General features: G+C 62.6%; 18 protein-coding genes. 13 read left to right on the forward strand and 5 right to left on the reverse strand.

Annotated features, from left to right (window positions below; translation table 11 throughout):
- Positions 1-8: 8 nt before the first annotated feature.
- Positions 9-920 (reverse strand): 3-hydroxyisobutyrate dehydrogenase, encoded by a 912-nt coding sequence (gene mmsB / locus BLS91_RS04565; protein ID WP_092339567.1) that lies wholly within the window; start codon positions 918-920, stop codon positions 9-11.
- Between the two features lie 60 nt (positions 921-980).
- Positions 981-2,120, reverse strand: a complete 1,140-nt coding sequence (locus BLS91_RS04570; protein WP_092339568.1) for an acyl-CoA dehydrogenase family protein — start codon at positions 2,118-2,120, stop codon at positions 981-983.
- Positions 2,121-2,320: 200 nt separating this feature from the next.
- Between BLS91_RS04570 and BLS91_RS04575 the strand changes: the two genes are divergently transcribed.
- From BLS91_RS04575 to BLS91_RS04590, 4 genes are all read left to right on the forward strand, one after another.
- Positions 2,321-2,860, forward strand: a complete 540-nt coding sequence (locus tag BLS91_RS04575; protein ID WP_092339569.1) for a MarR family winged helix-turn-helix transcriptional regulator — start codon at positions 2,321-2,323, stop codon at positions 2,858-2,860.
- Between the two features lie 89 nt (positions 2,861-2,949).
- Positions 2,950-3,237: a VOC family protein gene (locus BLS91_RS04580; RefSeq protein ID WP_174774961.1), complete on the forward strand. Its 288-nt coding sequence runs from the start codon at positions 2,950-2,952 to the stop codon at positions 3,235-3,237.
- A gap of 224 nt (positions 3,238-3,461) precedes the next feature.
- Entirely contained in the window at positions 3,462-3,818 is a 357-nt protein-coding gene (locus BLS91_RS04585; RefSeq protein WP_338061546.1) for a hypothetical protein, read from the forward strand.
- A gap of 42 nt (positions 3,819-3,860) precedes the next feature.
- Complete coding sequence (locus BLS91_RS04590) at positions 3,861-4,139, forward strand: cupin domain-containing protein (RefSeq protein ID WP_092339570.1); 279 nt, start codon at positions 3,861-3,863, stop codon at positions 4,137-4,139.
- Between the two features lie 8 nt (positions 4,140-4,147).
- On the opposite strand, the gene BLS91_RS04595 is transcribed toward BLS91_RS04590, so the two are convergent.
- Positions 4,148-5,728 carry a helix-turn-helix domain-containing protein gene (locus BLS91_RS04595; RefSeq protein WP_233197490.1) on the reverse strand — a complete coding sequence of 527 codons (1,581 nt, stop codon included), beginning with the start codon at positions 5,726-5,728 and terminating at the stop codon, positions 4,148-4,150.
- Positions 5,729-5,915: 187 nt separating this feature from the next.
- Here BLS91_RS04595 and BLS91_RS04600 point away from each other — a divergent pair, with 187 nt between their 5' ends.
- The 3 genes from BLS91_RS04600 to BLS91_RS04610 all read left to right on the forward strand — a co-directional run bounded on the left by BLS91_RS04600 (position 5,916) and on the right by BLS91_RS04610 (position 11,591).
- Positions 5,916-7,952, forward strand: a complete 2,037-nt coding sequence (locus BLS91_RS04600; protein ID WP_092339572.1) for a hydantoinase/oxoprolinase family protein — start codon at positions 5,916-5,918, stop codon at positions 7,950-7,952.
- Positions 7,953-9,947, forward strand: a complete 1,995-nt coding sequence (locus tag BLS91_RS04605) for a hydantoinase B/oxoprolinase family protein (protein WP_092339573.1) — start codon at positions 7,953-7,955, stop codon at positions 9,945-9,947.
- A gap of 255 nt (positions 9,948-10,202) precedes the next feature.
- Entirely contained in the window at positions 10,203-11,591 is a 1,389-nt protein-coding gene (locus tag BLS91_RS04610) for a purine-cytosine permease family protein (RefSeq protein ID WP_092339574.1), read from the forward strand.
- Between the two features lie 65 nt (positions 11,592-11,656).
- Here the strand turns inward: BLS91_RS04610 and BLS91_RS04615 are convergent, their stop codons facing one another.
- Positions 11,657-13,123, reverse strand: coding sequence for a PucR family transcriptional regulator (locus BLS91_RS04615; protein WP_158252866.1), 1,467 nt, complete (start codon positions 13,121-13,123; stop codon positions 11,657-11,659).
- 98 nt (positions 13,124-13,221) lie between these two features.
- On the opposite strand from BLS91_RS04615, the gene pxpA reads away from it, so the two are divergent.
- The 6 genes from pxpA to BLS91_RS04645 all read left to right on the forward strand — a co-directional run bounded on the left by pxpA (position 13,222) and on the right by BLS91_RS04645 (position 18,661).
- Positions 13,222-13,959 (forward strand): 5-oxoprolinase subunit PxpA, encoded by a 738-nt coding sequence (gene pxpA, locus BLS91_RS04620; RefSeq protein WP_092339576.1) that lies wholly within the window; start codon positions 13,222-13,224, stop codon positions 13,957-13,959.
- Between the two features lie 43 nt (positions 13,960-14,002).
- Positions 14,003-14,239, forward strand: a complete 237-nt coding sequence (locus BLS91_RS04625; protein WP_092339577.1) for an acetyl-CoA carboxylase — start codon at positions 14,003-14,005, stop codon at positions 14,237-14,239.
- Positions 14,240-14,309: 70 nt separating this feature from the next.
- Entirely contained in the window at positions 14,310-15,680 is a 1,371-nt protein-coding gene (locus tag BLS91_RS04630) for an acetyl-CoA carboxylase biotin carboxylase subunit (protein WP_092339578.1), read from the forward strand.
- Positions 15,677-16,570, forward strand: coding sequence for a 5-oxoprolinase subunit B family protein (locus BLS91_RS04635; protein WP_092339579.1), 894 nt, complete (start codon positions 15,677-15,679; stop codon positions 16,568-16,570). The genes BLS91_RS04630 and BLS91_RS04635 overlap by 4 nt, the downstream gene beginning before the upstream one ends.
- Positions 16,560-17,525: a 5-oxoprolinase subunit C family protein gene (locus tag BLS91_RS04640; RefSeq protein WP_092339580.1), complete on the forward strand. Its 966-nt coding sequence runs from the start codon at positions 16,560-16,562 to the stop codon at positions 17,523-17,525. The genes BLS91_RS04635 and BLS91_RS04640 overlap by 11 nt, the downstream gene beginning before the upstream one ends.
- Positions 17,526-17,656: 131 nt before the next feature.
- Complete coding sequence (locus BLS91_RS04645; protein WP_092339581.1) at positions 17,657-18,661, forward strand: pirin family protein; 1,005 nt, start codon at positions 17,657-17,659, stop codon at positions 18,659-18,661.
- Positions 18,662-18,820: 159 nt separating this feature from the next.
- Here BLS91_RS04645 and BLS91_RS04650 read toward each other — a convergent pair.
- On the reverse strand, positions 18,821-19,129 hold a 309-nt coding region (locus BLS91_RS04650; RefSeq protein WP_139165811.1), incomplete at its 5' end, for an HNH endonuclease signature motif containing protein.

Here is a 19,129-nt window from a genome sequence, read left to right on the forward strand (position 1 = left end):
GTTTCAGCTTAGGTGTGCTCGGAGTTGGCACGGATCTCGGTGATGATGCCGGAGAAGTCCCGGCCACCGCCATCCGCGTCGGCGAAGCGGCGGTAGATCTGGGCGGCGAGCGGGGCGAGTTCGGCCGCGACGCCGGTGGCTTCGAGGGCGTTCACGGCCAGGCCGAGGTCTTTCGCCATGAGCGCTCCGGCAAAGCCCGGCTGGTAGTCCCGGTTGGCCGGGCTGGTCGGAACCGGTCCGGGCACCGGGCAGTTGGTGGTGAGGGCCCAGCACTGGCCGGAGGCTGCGGAGGCCACGTCGAACAGAGCCTGGTGGCTGAGGCCGAGCTTCTCACCGAGCACGAATGCCTCGCTCACGGCGATCATGGAGATTCCGAGGATCATGTTGTTGCAGACCTTGGCCGCCTGCCCTGCACCGGACTCGCCGCAGTGCACGATCTTGCCGCCCATAACCTGCAGCACCGGCAGTGCCGACTCGAAGTCCGCGGCGTCGGCCCCGACCATGAAGGTGAGCGTGCCGGCCGTGGCGCCGCCCACTCCGCCGGAGACCGGGGCGTCCAGGCCGCGGTGCCCGGCCGCCACGAGGAGGTCGCGCGCCGCGCGGGCATCGCTCACGTCGATCGTGGAGCATTCGAGAAAGAGTGTGTTCGGCCCAGCGGATGCGATAAGTCCGGCAGCAGACCCGTCGCCCTGGTAGGCGCCGAGCACGTGCCGGCCGCTGGGGAGCATGGTGATCACAATCTCGGCGGCGGCGACCGCGGCCGCCGCCGACTCAGCGACGGTCACCCCGTTCGCGGTCGCCTCCAGAAGAGCGGCGGGCACCAGGTCGTAGCCGATGACGGTGTGACCGGCCGCGACCAAGTTGGCGGCCATCGGGCCGCCCATGTGGCCCAGGCCGATGAAGGCGATTCGGTTGCTCATCTGTTTTCCTTCTTCAGTGTGTGGTGGTCAGGACCATCGTCAAACGGTGCGTCGGGCAGGTCAGTGGGCATCCGCCAGGGTACGCCCGATGATGAGGCGCATGATCTCGTTGCTGCCCTCGAGGATCTGGTGCACGCGCAGGTCGCGCACGACCTTTTCGACGCCGTATTCGCTGAGGTAGCCGTAGCCGCCGTGCAGCTGGATGGCGCGGTTCGCCACCGAGAATCCGGCGTCGGTGGCGACGCGTTTGGCCATCGCGCAGAGTTTCACGCGGTCGGGGGCGCCGCGGTCCAGGGCATCCGCTGCCCGCCAGATCATGGTGCGCGCCGTTTCGAGCTCGGTGTCCATGTCGGCGAGTTCGAACAGGAGGGCTTGCTGGTCGATCAGCGGTTTGCCGAAGGCTTTGCGTTCTTTGAGGTAGGCCACGGTCTGGTCGAGCGCCCACTGGGCGCCGCCGAGGGAGCAGGCGCCCATGTTGATGCGGCCCCCGTTGAGTCCCTTCATGGCGATGCCGAAGCCGTCGCCCTCGGCGCCGAGCAGGTTGCCCACCGGCACGCGCACGTTGTCGAAGATCACCTGGGCGGTGGGCATGGCGTTCCAGCCCATTTTCTTCTCGTTCGGGCCGAAGGAGAGCCCGGGTGTTTCGGCCGGTACCACGATCGCGGAGATGCCCTGGTTGCCGGTGTCGCTCGTTCGCGCCATGACGACATAGACGCTCGAGGATCCGGCTCCGGAGATGAACTGTTTCACGCCGTTGAGCACGTAGTCATCGCCGTCGCGCACGGCCTTGGTGCGGAGCGCACCCGCGTCGGAGCCGGCATCCGGTTCGGTGAGGCAATAACTGCCGAGCGACGTCATGGCGGCCAGGCTGGGAACCCATTTTTTGCGCTGGTCCGTGTTGCCGAAACTGTCGATCATCCAGGCGACCATGTTGTGAATGGAGATGTAAGCGGCGATGGTGGGGTCGCCCTTGGCGAGTTCCTCGAAGATGTGCGCGGCATCGCTGCGGGTGAGGCCCGAGCCGCCCACATCTTCTTTCACGTAGATGCCGCCCATGCCCAGGCGGCCGGCCTCCTCGAGCACGTCGATCGGAAAATGTTTGGTCTGGTCCCACTCCACGGCGTGCGGGGCGAGCGCGGAGGTCGCGAAATCGCGCACCATCGCCACCAGGTCGCGTTGGTCATCACTCAGCTGGAACATGCTCTGAACCTGCTTCCCTTGCGACGCTCTCTGTTGGCGACGCGGTAGTTGATCGACGCTGTAGTCGTCTCCGGCCAAGATACTAGGAAGCCCTAGTAATTGCTAGGGCTTCCTAGTATTTTTTGTTGCGGGCCATTTCGGCGCCGCGCTGGCGCGTGAGAACATAGCCGTGGGCATCCGCTCGCCAGTCAGGAGGACCGATGTCGTCAATACCCCCGTTGCAGACCGATCCCATCATCGAGGCGCGGCGCCACTGGGTCGAGCACGGCTGGGAAGACGCAGCCGACGGGATGGCCGCGGTTACCTCGATCATGCGCACCCAGCAGATCATGCTCGCCCGCATCGATACGGTTCTCAAGCCGCTCAGCCTCACCTTTGCCCGCTATGAATTGCTCGCGCTGCTGAGTTTCACCCGCAGCAAGGCGCTGCCGATGGCCAAGGCCAGCGCGAGACTGCAAGTGCACCCCACCAGCGTGACCAACACGGTCGACCGGCTTGAAACGGCCGGACTCGTGCGCCGGGTGGCGCACCCGACCGATGGGCGAGCCACGCTGATCGAACTCACGCCGCTGGGCCAGACCAGCGTGCTCGCCGCCACCGACGAGCTCAACGCTCGAGTGTTCACGCAGCCGGGCCTTGGTGCCGGTGAGGTTCAGAACCTGATCAGCGTGCTGACCGGTTTTCGCCGTGACGCCGGCGATTTCGTGGACCCCGACGTGGATGGTCACCTGCGGGACTGAACTTGTCACTTGACAGCCTGCGTGTTTGAACAACTATGTTGGCAGGACCGTAGGTCGACGGATCGCCTTCGACCGACATAGGAGCCAGCGTGGTTACCAGCATCTTCGTCAACCTCTCCACGAGTGACCTGGACCGGTCGAAGACTTTTTTCGAGGCCCTCGGCTGGCACATCAACCCGGTGTTCACCGATGAGAATGCCGCCTGCATCGTGATCGAGGAGAACCTCTACCTCATGGTGCTCAGCCGGGACTTCTTCGCCACTTTCACCGACAAGCCCATCGCCGATCCTCGTACGTCTGTGATGACGCATACCGCTCGCACCGAAACGGCCGGACCCAATGTGGGCCCGGCCGCGACCTTCGCCGTTCAGGTTTAGAGTGAGGCGTCCGAGATGCGCGTGGTGGCAGCATCCGTCATACCGGCCGTGATGGGGGGAGGGCTTGAAGCCCTTCACGACCAGGTAGACACCCAGCGAGAACTCCCACAGGGCGATCGGAATGACGGTGAGGCCGGACCAGGTCGACTGTGAATCGTTGATGCCGCACATGGTTCCGATGAGCGCCGAGAGCAGCAGCGGCGCTCCGATGAAGCCTCGAGGCCGTGTTCGGCCGTGGCCTCGTGGTGACCGGAATCGCCATGTTCACCGGCTCGGTGCTCGGCGGGGTGATCGCCCAGGCTACCAACCTCGGCGTGCCGTTCCCGTTGCGTGCGCGGGTGCTCTTGGTGATGTTCCTATTCACCTACGGCGTGTTGAAGGACCTCGGCTTCACCCCTGACCGCTCGGCTGGCCCGCTGAAAGCCACCCGCAACGTGCTCACCCAGTCGATCGAGCACGGCCTTCGCAAGCGGTCGATACGCTACGTCATCTTCTCCGCACCGTTCGCCGGTGGGGTCGGCGTCACGAGCGGATGCCGCCGCTGGCGCCGCGTAGCCCGCGTCGTTCCCGTCTTACCCTGAGTAGGATCGCTGTACTGTCCGCTACACGAGCAAGGGGAACTCATGGCCACCAGTGAGACTCAAATTGACAACGGTATTTTTCGCGTGACCAAGTGGACGATTGAACCCGGAGACGCCATTCCCATGCACGTGCACGAATATGAATATGTGGTCGTGCCCCTCGTGAGCGAAACCATGCACGTGATCAACGCCGACGGCTCAGAGATCGTCGCGGAAATTCGCAGCGGCCAGAGCTACACTCGGCCATCTGGTGCCGAACACACCGTCGAGAACCGCGGCGCGCGCACCATCGAATTCGTCGAATGTGAAAAACTCGCCTGACACAACACCTACTCGGCCTGGTATTCAATCTGGTCCTGCAAAGCCAGTACATCATCCTGGAACGCCAGGTAGAGGTTGGCAATGGTGGCGGTGCTGCTGATCGACGTACCGAGCGACTCCTCGCATTTGCGTAGCCGATACCGAACCGTGTTGGCGTGCACGTACAGGTGCCGAGCGCTTCGTCCGACATCCTGATCCAAGGCCAGATAGACGATCAGGGTTTCAACCAGGTCGCTGTCCAGGTTGAGGGTCGCGACAAACTTGCGCAGTTTGTCCTCCAGCTGAGGTGCTTCGCGCCGTGCCAGCAGCCAACTGGCCAGGTCGACTTCGTCTAGTCGCACCACGGTGCGCTGCGCGCCGGGGTGACGGCCCGCCTGGGTGGCGCGGCGTCGCGCTATCTCCAGCGCCGTCTCGGCCTCGCGGAACGCCATCGGGGTGCTGGCCAGTTCGCTGAACGGCTCCGAGGTGCCGACGACGAGTTCGGTTCCGGCCAGGGTCAGCCAATTCACCAGCACGGCAGAGTCAGCGACCAGGGCATGAATGCTCGCCATCGTGCGGGAACCCCCGCCATTCTCATCCAGGAGCAGGCCCAGGCCGCCTAGGGCAGCTTCTTGCAGCAGTCCCTCGATCAGGTGCTTACCGGCAGGATCTCCGGACAGCGTGGAGATGGCGACAGCGCGCAGCGGCTCGTAAGCGGTGAAGCGGAACGGATTCATGCGATTCCAGTAGCGATGTTCGCGAGAGGGCGAGATTCCGTCTTGCAGGGTAACCAGCAGTTGTGCGTTTTCGTACAGCTCGCGGGAGAGCCCAATCTGGGTGATCCCGTTGATGGCGCCGAGGAGGCGCTGAGTTGTTTGCAGCAGCACATCGCCGAGGTCATTCAGCATCGTGGAATTCCGACTGGCGAGCACGAGCCGGTAGGTCTTTCCGCGCAGGACGAGGGACTTTCCGATCGCGTCCCACCTCCCAACGGTAAACCGTTCCTGAGCACCCCCGGATCGCTGCATTTCGGTCCACATGAGGCGGATGGGTCCTTCGCCGGACGAAGCGACAACGCGACCGGAGTCCTCGTAGAGCACCGCCGATCCGCGGCAGGAGGAGGCCAGCTTGGCGATGAGCGCATCGATCGGCTGGTCGGCTGACATGCTCTGCAGAAGTTCATTCATGAACCAGGCCGCGCGTTTGAGCAGGTAGGCGTCGGCCGACAGTTTGGACTGGTTGACGAAGTTTTCGATGGCATAAAACGGAACATCGGCGGCCACGGTGTACAGCGGAAATTTCTCCGATCGTGCCGCCGCAACCAGCGCCGTCGGAACCTCCTCGAAGTGCACGCCGACACCGAAGAACATCGCGGTGGTCTGCGCGGCTCGCATGTCCGTGATCAACGCCAGCGCCTGAGCGTCATCTCTTTCGTGGCCGATGAACAGGAGCCCGGTCGTCAGCATGATCGTCCTCGGCTCGACCCAGCGCCCCGGGTCGCCGAGTTCGCTCGTTCGTGCGGCCAGGACGATGCCGTGCGGATCGCCAGCGACCACCGATGTCAGACCCAAGGCCTTCTCGTTGACGACATCCCCGAGTGTTAAAGACAAGGAAACTCCCGATTTCAGGCGGCTCATCGTGTAAACATCCTGTTTCCTGGCGGCGGAAACGGGCGAAAGTCGCGCGTGTTTTGGAGTTTATCCAAAAAACGACGATCAGCGTTGCACACTATCCAGTGACAGGGTCGGAGACCGTACGCATACTTGACCACAACCTGAACAGTCCGGAGGACACCCCATGTCGCAAGTCCGAGTCGCCGTTGATGTCGGCGGTACTTTTACCGACGTTTGTATTTTTGACGAGGAATCGCACAAAATCCGGGTCACCAAAGTTCCGTCGACGCCGCACGACCCACTCGTCGCGGTCATGAACGGTGTGGCCCGCGCGAATATCGACCTCGAAGATGTCACGCTCTTCTCGCACGGCACGACCGTGGCCACGAATGCGTTGATCACCCGTAACTTTCCGCCGGCAGCGATGGTGACGACCCGAGGGTTTCGGGACGTCATTGAAATTCGTGACGGAACCAAGGACGACCTGTGGGACGCGTACAAGGATGTCTCCGGACCGTACATTCGCCGACGCGATCGCTTTGAAGTCACTGAGCGCATCGACTACGCGGGCAACACGGTCATGCCCCTCGACGAAGCGGATGCCCGCCGGGTCGCGCAGCTCCTGCGCAAGCGCAACGTCAACACCGTCGCCGTGTGCTTCATGAATTCCTACGCGAATCCGCAGAACGAAATTCGCATGCGGGAAATCCTGGAGGAAGAACTGCCCAACGCGACTGTATCAACCTCGGCCGAAATTCTTCCCGAAATTTTCGAACACGACCGGTTCAACACGACCGTCGCCAACGCCGTTCTCGCTCCGCTGGTCTCTGGGTACGTCAACCGTCTTTCCGACCAGCTCAAGGCCGGCGGCTACAAGGGAGACCTGCTGGTGCTGCACTCGGGCGGAGGGTCGATGACGCCCCGAATGGTCGAGCGCTATCCAGTTCGCCTGGCAGCGTCGGGGATCGCGGCTGGCGCGATCGCAGCCAAGCATGTCGCCCAGCAGTGCGGTTACGAAAACGCGGTGGGCCTCGACATGGGCGGAACCTCCACGGACATCGCGTTGGTCAGCGGAGGCGAACTGCGCATCACCAAGGAATGGCAGGTTGAATACGGGCACCCGATCATCTTTCCCAGCATTGATGTGCTGACGATTGGGGCCGGTGGTGGCTCGCTCGCCTATATTGACATTGCCGGATCCCTGCGGAACGGTCCCCAGTCCGCTGGCGCCGATCCCGGCCCGGCGTGCTACGACACCGGCGGCGACCAGCCGACGAACTCCGACGCCAACGTGGTGCTGAACCGTCTGGGCACGTCGCTCGCGGGAGGCGCGAAGAATCTGAACAAGGCACTCGCGACCGAGGCGATCAAGAAGGTCATCGCAGACCCGCTCAACATGCCGATCGCTGAAGCCGCCCATGCGGTAATCCAGGTTGCCAACGCCAACATGGCCGATGCTGTGCGCTTGGTTTCCATCCGCCGAGGGCACGACCCCCGCGACTTCGCGCTCGTCGCCTTTGGCGGAGCAGGCGCCCTGCACGGGGCAGAGGTGGCTTGTGAATTGAACATACCAACGGTCATCATTCCGCCGAACCCGGGCGTCGCATCCGCTCTGGGCTGTCTGCTCGTGGATATTCGTCACGACCTGTCCAGCATGTTCACCGGAATTGCAGCGGATGCCGACACCGAAGCGCTCGAGGGTATGTACGTCTCGCTCGAGTCCGAAGCGATGGCCCGCTTGCGTCAGGAACGCGTTGCGGACGAGAACGCCCTGCTGCAGCGGCAGATCTCCATGCGCTACCTGGGCCAGTGGCGTTCGCTTTCGGTCAGCATCGGCTCGGGGCTGGGCGCCCTCGCCGAGGCGGTCGAAACGTTCCACGAACAGCACGAGCGTGAGTTCGCTTTCAGCCAGAAAGATCAGCCGGTCGAGGTCTACCAGCTGCACCTGACGGCCATAGGAAAAACTCCAAAGCCGTCCTTCAAGCCGGCCGTGGAACTTAACGCAGATCCCGGAACTCCGCGCGAAATTCGCCCCGTGTACTTCGGAGAACTGGGCTGGGTGGACACCCCGGTGTTCGATCGAGACGACATGCCGGCCGGCGCCATGTTCAGCGGCCCCGCCGTCATCGACCAGTTCGACTCCACCACCGTCATTCCGCCGAATACGACCGCAGTTATAGACGAGTGGATGAATATTCTCATCCACCTGGAGGAGATCTAAATGTCTGGAACGATCGCGGTACCGCTCGCGCCCACCACCGCGCTGGATCCGGTGACCTTTGAGGTGCTCAAGAACGCCTTCGCCACCAGCGTCGACCTGATGAGCGAGCAGATTCTGCGTACCTGCTACTCCTTCGTGATCTACTCCCGGGATTTCTCATCGGCACTGTGTGATGCCGCGGGGAACACGGTGATGCAGGGCAGCGGGGATATCGCCGTGCACGTGGGTACCCTGCATTTTCAGTGCAAGGCCGTGCTTGAGGAGTTCGGGACCGATATCAATCCCGGTGACGTCTTCGCGATCAACGATCCGTATCGAGGCGGAACCCACTTCAACGACGTGAGCTTTATCCGCCCGATCTTCTCGGGTGGTGAGGTCATCGCTTTCGCCCAGAACAAGGGCCACTGGGCCGATATCGGCGGCAACGTGCCCGGTTCGTTCGATGTGAACGCCAAGGAGCACTTCGGTGAGGGGCTGCGAATCACTCCCGTACGCATCTGGAGCCGTGGTGTGTTCCTGCACGACGTCGCCCAGCTGCTCGTCTCAAACACCCGTGCACCGCGCCAGGCGATGGGCGACCTACACGCCCAGTCCGAAGCGACGGCCGTGTGCGAACGAGAGATCCTGCGTCTCGTCGACCGGTATTCCAAGGCCACAGTGCTGCACGCCATGCAGGAAACCCAGGACTACGTGGAACGCACCGTTCGACGCCGCCTGGAGGGCCTGCCGCACGGGGTCTGGGAAACCACGGACTACATGGACAACGACCCGGGCAAGGAGGAAGGGCTGGTGCCGATCAAAATCAAGCTGACCATCGATGCCAACGGCATTCACTACGACCTGGCCGGATCGGCCCCGGTCGTGGCGACGTTTTTGAACTCCGGTTACGGCACGACATTCTCGGCAATTTACGCCGGAACGAAAACATTCTTTCCGGATGTCCCGCTGAACTCTGGCTTCTATGCGGCCGTCACCGCCGACATCGGCCCGGAAGGCACGGTCGTCAACGCCGGCTGGCCGAACGCCGTGACCGGCTTCTGCTCCGGACCGTACGAGAAACTCATGAACGGCATCTTCGAGATCTGGTCCAAGATCATGCCGGAGCGGGCCATGGCCTGCGCGTTCAACCTGGAGTATCTGCTCGTCGGCGGAAAGGACGGCCGAACCGAGGACAGCCCCTACTTCATGTGGTACGACTGGATGGCCGGCGGTTGGGGCGGCCGGGCCAGCAAGGACGGCAGCGGCGCAACGGCGCCGGTCTTCGGAGCCGGCCTCGCCGTTCAGCCGGTCGAGGGTCAGGAACGCCTCTCGCCGGTGCTGACCTCGATGCACCAGATCGGCATGGATTCGGGCGGCCCAGGACGCTTTCGCGGCGGTGTCGGCATTGAGAAGGGTGGCATGCTCACCGACGCTCAGAATGCGGTCATGAGCTATTGCTGCGACCGGGCACGCTCCATCACCTGGGGGATCGAGGGCGGGCTCCCATCGATTCCGCACGGGGTCTGGCTGAACAAGGGCACCGAGAGCGAACGCTTCCTCGGCTCCAACTTTTCCTCCGTTCCGGTGCAATCCGGCGACTCGTTCGTGCGGCCGTCGGCCGGCGGAGGCGGCTACGGTGACCCACTCGAGCGCACCTATCTGGAGGTGCTCGACGATGTCATCGACGGCTACGTATCCGTCGGGCGAGCAGCCAAAGACTACGGCGTGGTTATTACGGCCATCGATCCCGATTTGGACGCCTACGAGGTCGACGAAGCGGCGAGCGTGGAGCTTCGACACGATATCGCTGCGCACCGTCTCGGGTGGCTGGCTGAAGACCCCGCTACGGTCTCGGCCAGGTACATCAGCGGCGACATCGACATGCTCGACGTCATCCGTCGCTACGGCGTCATTCTCGACTGGGGTACCGGCGAGCTCTTCGCTACGACGACTCGGGAACATCGCGCACTGATGGAACGACGTTCCTCAGCGCACTGGCCGGTCGTGCCAGCCTGATCCAGCTGGATTTTCGTTCAGCCTCAGTGTGAACTCTTGTGCATCTGCACGGGCATTGGCTGATCTTTCTTGCACTTGCCTACTGGTTTGGATCCACAGGTCGTTCACATACTTGCTGGAGGGCCATGAGTCGTGGGCCCGTCGGCAGAGACGACGACGGTGTTCACGACTTTTGCTGCACCTGGAATTTCGTATTTTGCAGGACCAATCACGAAACATTTTGCCGGCCGTCACCGGCCCTAATGGAGGTACCTAGTGAACGTGAATTTGACCGGCAGTAACAGTACTGTTGAGGCGACGGATGCCCTCTATCGCGAGGGCAACGACGACGATCAGATGACTAAAGGGTCACTGTCAATGGCATGGTACGGCGTCGCCAGTGCTATGTTTTTCGTCTATATCGGTGCCGCCCTGGCCGTGGCCTACGGCACCAAAGACGCACTGATTGGACTGGCGCTCACCATCGTGGCGTACGGCCTGATCAACCGCGTCCTTGCGAAGTACGCCATCAATAACCGCACCACGGTCGCGCTCTTCTCCCGCACAATCCTCGGCACTGCGGGGTCAGCGATCGCGACCATCATCTTCGCTCTCGTCGCCATTTACTACGCCGTGTTCGAAGGCTCGATCGTCGCCTACGCCTTCCAGGTGGCATTCGGCGGTGAGATGTGGATGTGGTACCTGATTGTCGTGGCGTACTCCACACCGCTGATTCTCGGTGGTGCCCGCCGATTCCTCGACAAGCTCAACGGATGGCTCTTGCCGATCTACGTCGGCGGGCTCATCGCAGCCGTCGTATGGGCCGGTGTGCAGTACGGCTTCAGCAGCACCTGGCTTACCCAGCAGCCTGAATCGGGACTGGCCGTGACGATGGGTGGGCCGGGCTGGCTCGCCACCTTTGCCGCCTACATGGGTGTGTGGATCATGATGATGTTCACCATTGATTACGCCGCTCTCGGCAAGCGCCAGGATACGAAATTTCACCAGCGCTGGAGCTTCGGTTGGGCGTTCTACATTCTCGCCTACGGTTTCAGCGCCTGCGTCGGCATCTTTCTCACCTTCACCATCCCCGGACTTGAGGCGTCGGAGACGGGAATCGCCGGCGGCATCGTTTCAATGATGGGGATTCTGGGACTCATCGTCGTTTTCGTCTCCCAGACCCGCATCAACACCGCCAACTGCTACCTGGGCGCTGCCAACCTCAAGTCCTTTGGCGAACGGGTCTTTCGGATCAAGCTGCCCAACCTAGTCTGGGTGCTGACCTCCTCGGTGATCATCTTTCTCCTGATGCTCCTGCCCATCGTGAAGTACATCCTGCTGGCGTTGGCCTGGCAGGGCGTGCTGGTCACAGCTTGGGTCGCGATCGCCGTGACCCACATTCTGATCACCCGCGGACTCAGCCAGGAACACGGAATGCTCGACGACGTGCACTACCGCAAGTTCAACAACTCGGGACTCATCGCCTGGGTTATCGCGACAGTGACCGGCATCATCATGCTGCAGTTGGGCCTGCTCAACCCCGACCTGGCCGGTGTCGGCGCCACGTGGGGCCCCATATTGACGGCCGTTGTGGCATCCGCTGTCTATGCCTTGCTGTGGAACGCCACGACGGCCAAGTCCGCGCTGGTGACGACGGTCGCCTAGCAGCAGCACCGTCTGCTTGCGCTGCCGACCGGCGTGGGAACGCCCTTGGGCGTTCCCACGCCGGTTTATTTTTCGCCCAGATCAACCAACCGAAGAGCGATGAGGCACGTCGCCTGGCCCTCGACGGAGCCCAGGTTCAAGCGCAGCAGGGTCTCGATCTTTCGCAGTCGGTAGTTCAGCGAGTTGCGGTGAATGAACAGGGCGCTGCAGGTCTTGGACGGCTGCGCGTCATTGTCGAGATAAGCGCGCAGAGTCTCGACCAACGGGCCGGCACGTTTCAGATCGTGTTCCCAGAGCGGTGCCAGAAACTTGCGTGCCGCTTCTTTCGCTCCGCGCCCAGCGGTGGCGGTGACGACGGCGCTGAGGCCCAGCGCCGGGGCGAGCTGGGGGCGGTCGATCCCCTGCACGAGCTGGAGTGCGTGCACGACAGACAGCCGAAGCTCAAACAGACTCAGTGTCGGCCCCTTCACAACCAGCGGTTGCCGGTCGTGAATGTGCAACAGCCGCTCGACGGCCTCGTCGAAGTCCATGCGTGGGTTCTGCGCAAAGGCGACCAATCGGTCGCTGAACTCGGTAACCCGAAGGGTCTGAAACTTCTCGTGCAGGGCAACTCGCAACTGCCAGGATGTCGACGCCAGCTCCCCACTCATATCCGCGACCAGAACGGATGTTGCCACTCGCGCATCCAGGCCGATGTCGGCAAACGCTCGCCTCACGTCAAGGTGGGTAGCTTCCTCCCAGGACTCGCACGCGATCACAAAGTTCTTGATTTCGTGCTGACGGCTGGCATCGACGATCACGGACCTGTTGAGCTGCAGCGCGATGATGGAGGCGACCGGACCCAGGAGGGAGGCGAGCTGACTCTCGCTGTCCTTCTCTCTAATGGCCAGACGGCAGGGATTATTGAGACCCATCGGCAGGGGAATGCTCAGCACCCCCACTTGAGGCTTCGTCCTGATTCCGGTCGTCCAGGTTGCGAGCGCCGGATACTGGGCGATGACCGTGCCGTAGGCGTCGTACACGGCCAGGGGCGACTGGATCACGTTGAAGACGGTGGCCAGCAGGGTGACAACCTCGGCATCCTGGTTAGCAAGACGGGCGCACTCGTCGGCGAGGGTCCAACCCCGATTGACCACGGCCAGACGCTCCGCTTGCATGACGCTCTCGATGAAGCGATTCACCTGCAGCGGAGGAACCGCCGCTGGAACCTCCAGCAGCGGGACATCATGCTTGGTGCAGGCGGCGATGAGGCCGGGCGGCAGGGCACGATGGGCCATCCCGGTAGCGAAGACGATGGCCGAGACGGGCACCTCGGCGAGGCGTTCCACGAAAGCATCCCAGGTGCGTTCGTCGGAAAAGTTCATACCGATTCCGCTGGTGAGCAGGAGTGAGTGTGGATCCAGGAACGGTGTGGGATCCATGAGTTCGGTCGGTGCGCATCCGCTGAGCTCGGTGGCCAGGTGCAGTTCCGACGACGGCGTCTGCAACAAGAGCTGCAGGGATCGCTCCAGGAGCAGGTCGACCACGCGCATCTCGAGTTCCATTCTCTAGGCGGTTTGCACAAAGTTTTTCGCAAGCTTAGTGCAGATGCCTACTGGGCCGTGCTGTCTCGGGCCCGTAGCGTGGAGTTATGGACGACGTGAACAGCAACTCGAACATCACCCTGAATTCCGATATGGGGGAATCCCTCGGCATTCACAGCTTTGGCAATGACGAAGCTCTTATGCGGCTGGTCGACGTGGCGAACGTTGCGTGCGGCTTTCATTCCGGAGACCCCGACGCGATGGAGGCCACCGTTCGGCTCGCCAAGGAGCACGGCGTGCGCGTCGGAGCGCACCCTGGGCTGCCCGACCTGGTCGGCTTCGGACGTCGTGAGATGAAGCTCATGCCCTCCGAAGTGGAATCCATGATTCGATACCAGGTTGGCGCGCTCGTCGGTTTTCTGCACAAGTACGACCTGCCCCTCAACCACATCAAGCCGCACGGTTCCCTGTACGGAATGCTCGCCCGTGACGAAGCGCTCATGCAGGGAGCGGTCGCTGTCGCCCAGTCATACGGCGTGCCCATCTTCGGTTTGGCCGGAAGTGCCCATCAGACGGTAGCCGAGCGGGAGGGCGTCGAATTCGTCGCCGAACTCTACGTGGACCTTGACTACAACGCCGAGGGAGGGCTGATCATTCAGCGGCGCCCCGAGAATACCGACCCACAGAAGGCAGCGGCCCGCGTGCGCCGGGTACTCGAGGACGGCAAGGTGCTCGCTAACGATGAAACGATCCTCGAAATCCCCTTCGGCTCCATTTGTATTCATTCGGACACCTCAAATTCACCGGCTGTTGCCCAGGCCGTGCGCGAGGCGCTCGGCCGGTAAATCCGCGCACCCCACCCCACCCCAGCCCGACGAAAGTGAACCCATGAGCCACCAGATCATCTCCCCCCTCCCCGGCATCTTCTACCGAAAGCCGGGCCCTGGCAAGGAACCCTACGTCAATGAAGGCGACACGGTCTCGGCCGGCCAGACCATTGGCCTCGTCGAGATCATGAAGCAATTCAGTGAGGTTCGCGCCGAATTCGACGGTGTCCTCGAAAAATTCGAAATTGAAGACTTCGGGGTCGTCAACCCCGGTGACGTTATCGCCATTACGTCTTGACTGCCCCCGGGGTGACGCTGCGGCACCCTCCTTACCTTTGAACGTTTCCCTCGACTCACTGGAAGAGCCAATGAAGAAACTCCTCATCGCCAATCGCGGCGAAATTGCCGTTCGAATCATTCGCACCGCTCGAGAAATGGGCATCGTGACCGTTGCCGTCGTGAGCGAAGCTGACAAGACATCCCTAGCCGCTGATCTCGCGGATGAGGCGATCGTGGTCGGGCCGGCTCCCGCCGGCCTCAGCTATCTCAACCACGACGCCGTGCTCAAAGCAGCCCTCGACAGCGGCGCTGATGCCGTCCATCCCGGCTACGGCTTTCTATCGGAAAATGCTGAATTCGCTCGCAAGGTGATTGCTGCCGGGCTGACGTGGGTTGGCCCATCTCCGGAGTCGATCGAACTGATGGGTGACAAGTCTCGCGCACGCCGAGCCGCAATCGACGCCGGTGTGCCGACCCTTCCAGGCACGGAAACGGCGCTTCGCGACGATGACGACCTTGAAGCGATCGCGGCACGAATCGGTTACCCCCTCGTGGTCAAGGCCTCCGCTGGCGGCGGGGGGCGCGGCATCCGCTTGGTTGAAGACCCAGCACAGTTGCGCGGGACCGTCGAGATCGCGCAGGCCGAGGCGCTAGGCGCTTTCAACTCGGCTGACGTCTACTTCGAAAAATTTGTCACCAGGGCACGCCACGTCGAAGTGCAGATATTGGGGGACGGTGAGACCTTCGTGCATCTTGGAGACCGAGACTGCTCGATGCAGCGCCGGCAGCAGAAAATTCTTGAGGAAGCACCCGCGCCCGGGCTACCAGACGAGGTTCGCGAACGGATGCGAGACTCCTCGGTTGAGCTGGCGCGCAAGGCGAATTACGTCGGCGTGGGTACGGTGGAATTTCTTTATGATCCGTTCAGCCATGAGGTCGCCTTCATCGAAATGAACACCCGTATCCAGGTCGAACACACCATCACAGAGGCCATTACGGGCATGGACCTGGTTCGTGAACAACTGCGAATTGCCGCGGGGGAGAAGCTCGATATTACCCAAAGTGACGTGACGTTCTCTGGCCACGCGCTCGAATTCCGCATCAATGCGGAGGACCCAGACAACAACTTCATGCCCAGCCCCGGCCTCATCAAGACCATGAACCTGCCCGGGGGAGCCGGCGTGAGGGCCGATTTCGGCTTTATCTCCGGCAAGACCGTGGCTCCGTTCTATGACTCCCTCCTGGGCAAGATCATTGTCTGGGCGCCAACTCGTGAACTGGCCATCGCTCGGTCGGCGCGCGCCTTGGACGAAGCACACATTGACGGAGTCAAATCGACGATTGGGCTGCTCAGTTCCCTCGTGGGGCTGCCCGATTTCGCGGACGTCAAACACCATACCAAGTACATCGAATCGTTTCTGGACTCAACGATTCCGGACTCAACGGGAGATGCCGAATGACGCAGCAGACCACAGCCCGATACACATGGGGCGGCGATGAGTTTCTCTTCATTGAAATCGCTGAGGGCATGTCGCTCGAAGCAAACTTCATCTCAAACAGCATCGCCAATGCTTTGGAAGCGCGCGAGCTCGCGGGGATCGTGGATATCTGCCCGGCCAACGCCTCGCTACTGGTGCGGTTCGACCCGGATATTCTGCCCTGGCAGGAGCTCGAAAACGTGGTGCACACGCTCGAGGACGAGGTGCGGGCCTCGACCGACAAGGTACTCGAAACACGCATCATCGAGATTCCGGTCTGGTATAACGACCCGTACACGAATGAAACCGGGGCCCGATTCCGTGAGGGTTATCACCAGCGGCCCGAGGGCAACGACCTCGACTATGCCGCCGAGGTCAATGGACTGGCCAATGCCGAGGAGTTCATCAAGCGGCATCACGAATCACCCTGGTTGGTTTCCATGGTGGGTTTTGTCGCCGGTCTCCCTTTTCTCTTCCAGCTAGCCCCGCGCGAGCAACAACTCGAGGTGCCCAAATATCTGAGCCCCCGTACGGACACGCCGGCGCTGACCGTGGGCTATGGCGGCTGCTTCAGCTGCATCTACTCGGTGCGCGGCGCCGGCGGCTACCAGATGTTCGGGATAGCGGCCGCTCCGATCTTTGACCCGTCCCAAACGTTGGTCGATTTCTACGACTTTATGATCTTCTTCAAACCGGGGGACATCGTGAAATTCAAGCCAATCGACGAAACGGAGTATCGGCGCATCCGCGCCGAGGTCGACGCCGGAACCTTCCGGTATCGCCAGGCACCAATCGCGTTCGACCTGGGTGAGGCCTTGACCGACCCCGACGGTTACAAGTCGTCACTCTTGGAGGCACTCAATGGCATTTGACATTCTCGAACCCGGTCTCTCCACCACCGTCCAAGACCAGGGACGAATCGGTTACTACCGGTTTGGCATCCCGCAGGGTGGTTCGATGGATCAGTATTCGGCCACCTTGGCCAACCGGCTCGTCGGCAATACGGCGCGCGAGGCAGTGCTTGAGTGCACCTATATCGGCCCCAAACTGATTTCCACGACCGATGCCATCATCGCCGTGACCGGTGCGCCGGTGGACGTCTTCGTCAATGGGGAACTCGTACCCGAATACGAACGACTCGAGCTTCTCGCCGGTAATGAACTGAAGTTCGGTGTGATCAAGGGCGGCACGAAGTATTTCATCGCCGTGCACGGCGGAATCGATGTTCCCGAAGTGCTCGGTTCGCGGTCGACCTATCCGATCGGAGCGATCGGTGGGGTTGACGGGCGTGCGCTCGCTGCGGGTGATCTCGTTCCGGTCGGCGCAGCGATCGACAACGGCTTGCCTGCGCTGCAGTTCATTGAAATCGAGGACCGTCCGGCCTTCTCCAAGGACGTGACTGTGCGGGTTATGCTCGGACTGTACGACCACCTGCTCTCTCACACGGGGCTGGACAGCTTGCTAAATAGCGAATGGGTGCTCACTCCGGTGGCCGACCGCATGGGTCTTCGCTACAGCGGACCCGGTGTGGAATGGAAGGACCGCGAACAACCGTTTGGTGCCGGTCAGGACCCGTCCAACATCGTTGACGCCGGGTACGCCGTCGGCTCCATCCAGATTCCCGGAGGCACCCAGCCCATCATTCTGCATCGGGACGCCGTCTCCGGCGGGGGCTACGCCATGGTCGCCACGGTTATCTCCGCGGACATGGACCTGGTGGCCCGCTGTTCTCCAGGCACGAAGACCCACTTTGTGGCCGTGACGATGGAGCAGGCGCTCGCTGCACGGGCGGCAAACACTGTCCGGGCTGCCAGGATCTGGTCGTAGCGGCCCACCGTGAGCTGGGCGCAGGCTGGGTAGCTGGGGGCATGCTCGATCGTGCGCCCGGTTGCGGAACCGGCGCCCGCCCAGGTTTGGCGCGACTTCTGAGGCGATGCCTGCTCGATTAGGCTGACCTCGTGAGCAATCCAGAGGCCGATCCCGACGAGATGCTGTGCGAGTCCGCCGCCCCCAGTGGCAGCGTCGAGATCCTGGCACCACGCGACGTTCCCCTCGGCGGGCTGCGCGCCATGAACGTGCGGCGCACCCTTCCCCAGCGCCAACGTTCCCTGATCGGCGCGTGGTGTTTTCTCGACCATTACGGTCCCGATCGGGTCAGCGAGATGGGTGGAATGCGCGTGCCGCGGCATCCGCATACCGGCTTGCAGACCGTCAGCTGGTTGTTCACCGGAGAAATCGAGCATCGCGATTCGGCCGGCTTTCACGCAATCGTTCGCCCCGGAGAACTCAATCTGATGACGGCCGGGCGCGGGATCAGCCACTCCGAGTTCTCCACCCCCGACACCACCGTTCTGCACGGTGCCCAATTGTGGGTGGCGCTGCCCAAGGGCGCCCGCCAGATGGAGCCCACCCTCGAGCATTTTCGCCCCGAACCCGCGCACGGCGAGGGCTGGACCATGCGGGTATTCCTCGGCTCGCTGGGTGGCAGCACCTCGCCGGTCGTCACGCACACTCCGCTGCTCGGGGCCGAGATCCTGCTGCAAGCGGATGCCCGCCTCACCCTGCAGACCGACCCGACATTCGAACACGGTGTACTCGTTGATGAGGGAGAGCTCACCGTCGACGGCATCCCGGTAGCGAAGGACCACCTCGCGTACGCCGGCGTCGGTCGGTCGACACTGACGCTGGTCGCTGGCGCCGAGCCCGTGCGCGTTCTGCTCATTGGCGGCGCGCCCCTGGGCGAACAGATTCTGATGTGGTGGAACTTCGTGGGTCGCAGCCACGAGGAGATCGTCGCCTACCGCGCCCAATGGCAGACGGAGATCAGGGCTGCCGACTCTGCGGTCGCCGGTGCTGATTGTGGTGGGGCCGCCGAGCCGCGCTTTGGCAGTTTTCCCGCCGGACAACCCGACCCGATTCCTGCCCCGCCTCTTCCCACGGTGCGCCTGCGCCCGCGCGGCTAGCCGGATCGGCCCCCAATACCACCATGCTAGAAGCGGATGCCGCAGCCCGGGCCCTGTGAGTGGACGCACGGTCCTGCGGAGGGGAAACCTCGCATGCCTGCATTGATCTGGTTGCGCTGATCTGGTTGCGCTCATCCGGGTGCGGTCTCGACGCCGGCGTTACTTGTTCCAGTTGGGTTTCTCGGCGGGGATGGCGGCGCGGTTTTGTCCGGCGGGGCGCCAGGTTTGGGTGGGGTCGAACAGGAGGGGTCCGCGTACCCAGGGTCGGCCGTCTCGCATGTCGATGTCCCAGCCGGAGGTGTCGATGCTGGAGTGGCTGGCGTTGCAAAGAAGGACTGCGTTGTCGATATCGGTCAGGCCGCCTTTCTGCCAGGGAACGACGTGGTGAACCTGGGTGAGGTGGGGTGGCACGGTGCAGCCGGGGATGACGCAGCCGCCATCTCGGGCGGCCAATGCTCGGCGTTGACT

Source organism: Cryobacterium flavum, assembly GCF_900103805.1.
GTDB classification, from domain to species: domain Bacteria; phylum Actinomycetota; class Actinomycetes; order Actinomycetales; family Microbacteriaceae; genus Cryobacterium; species Cryobacterium flavum.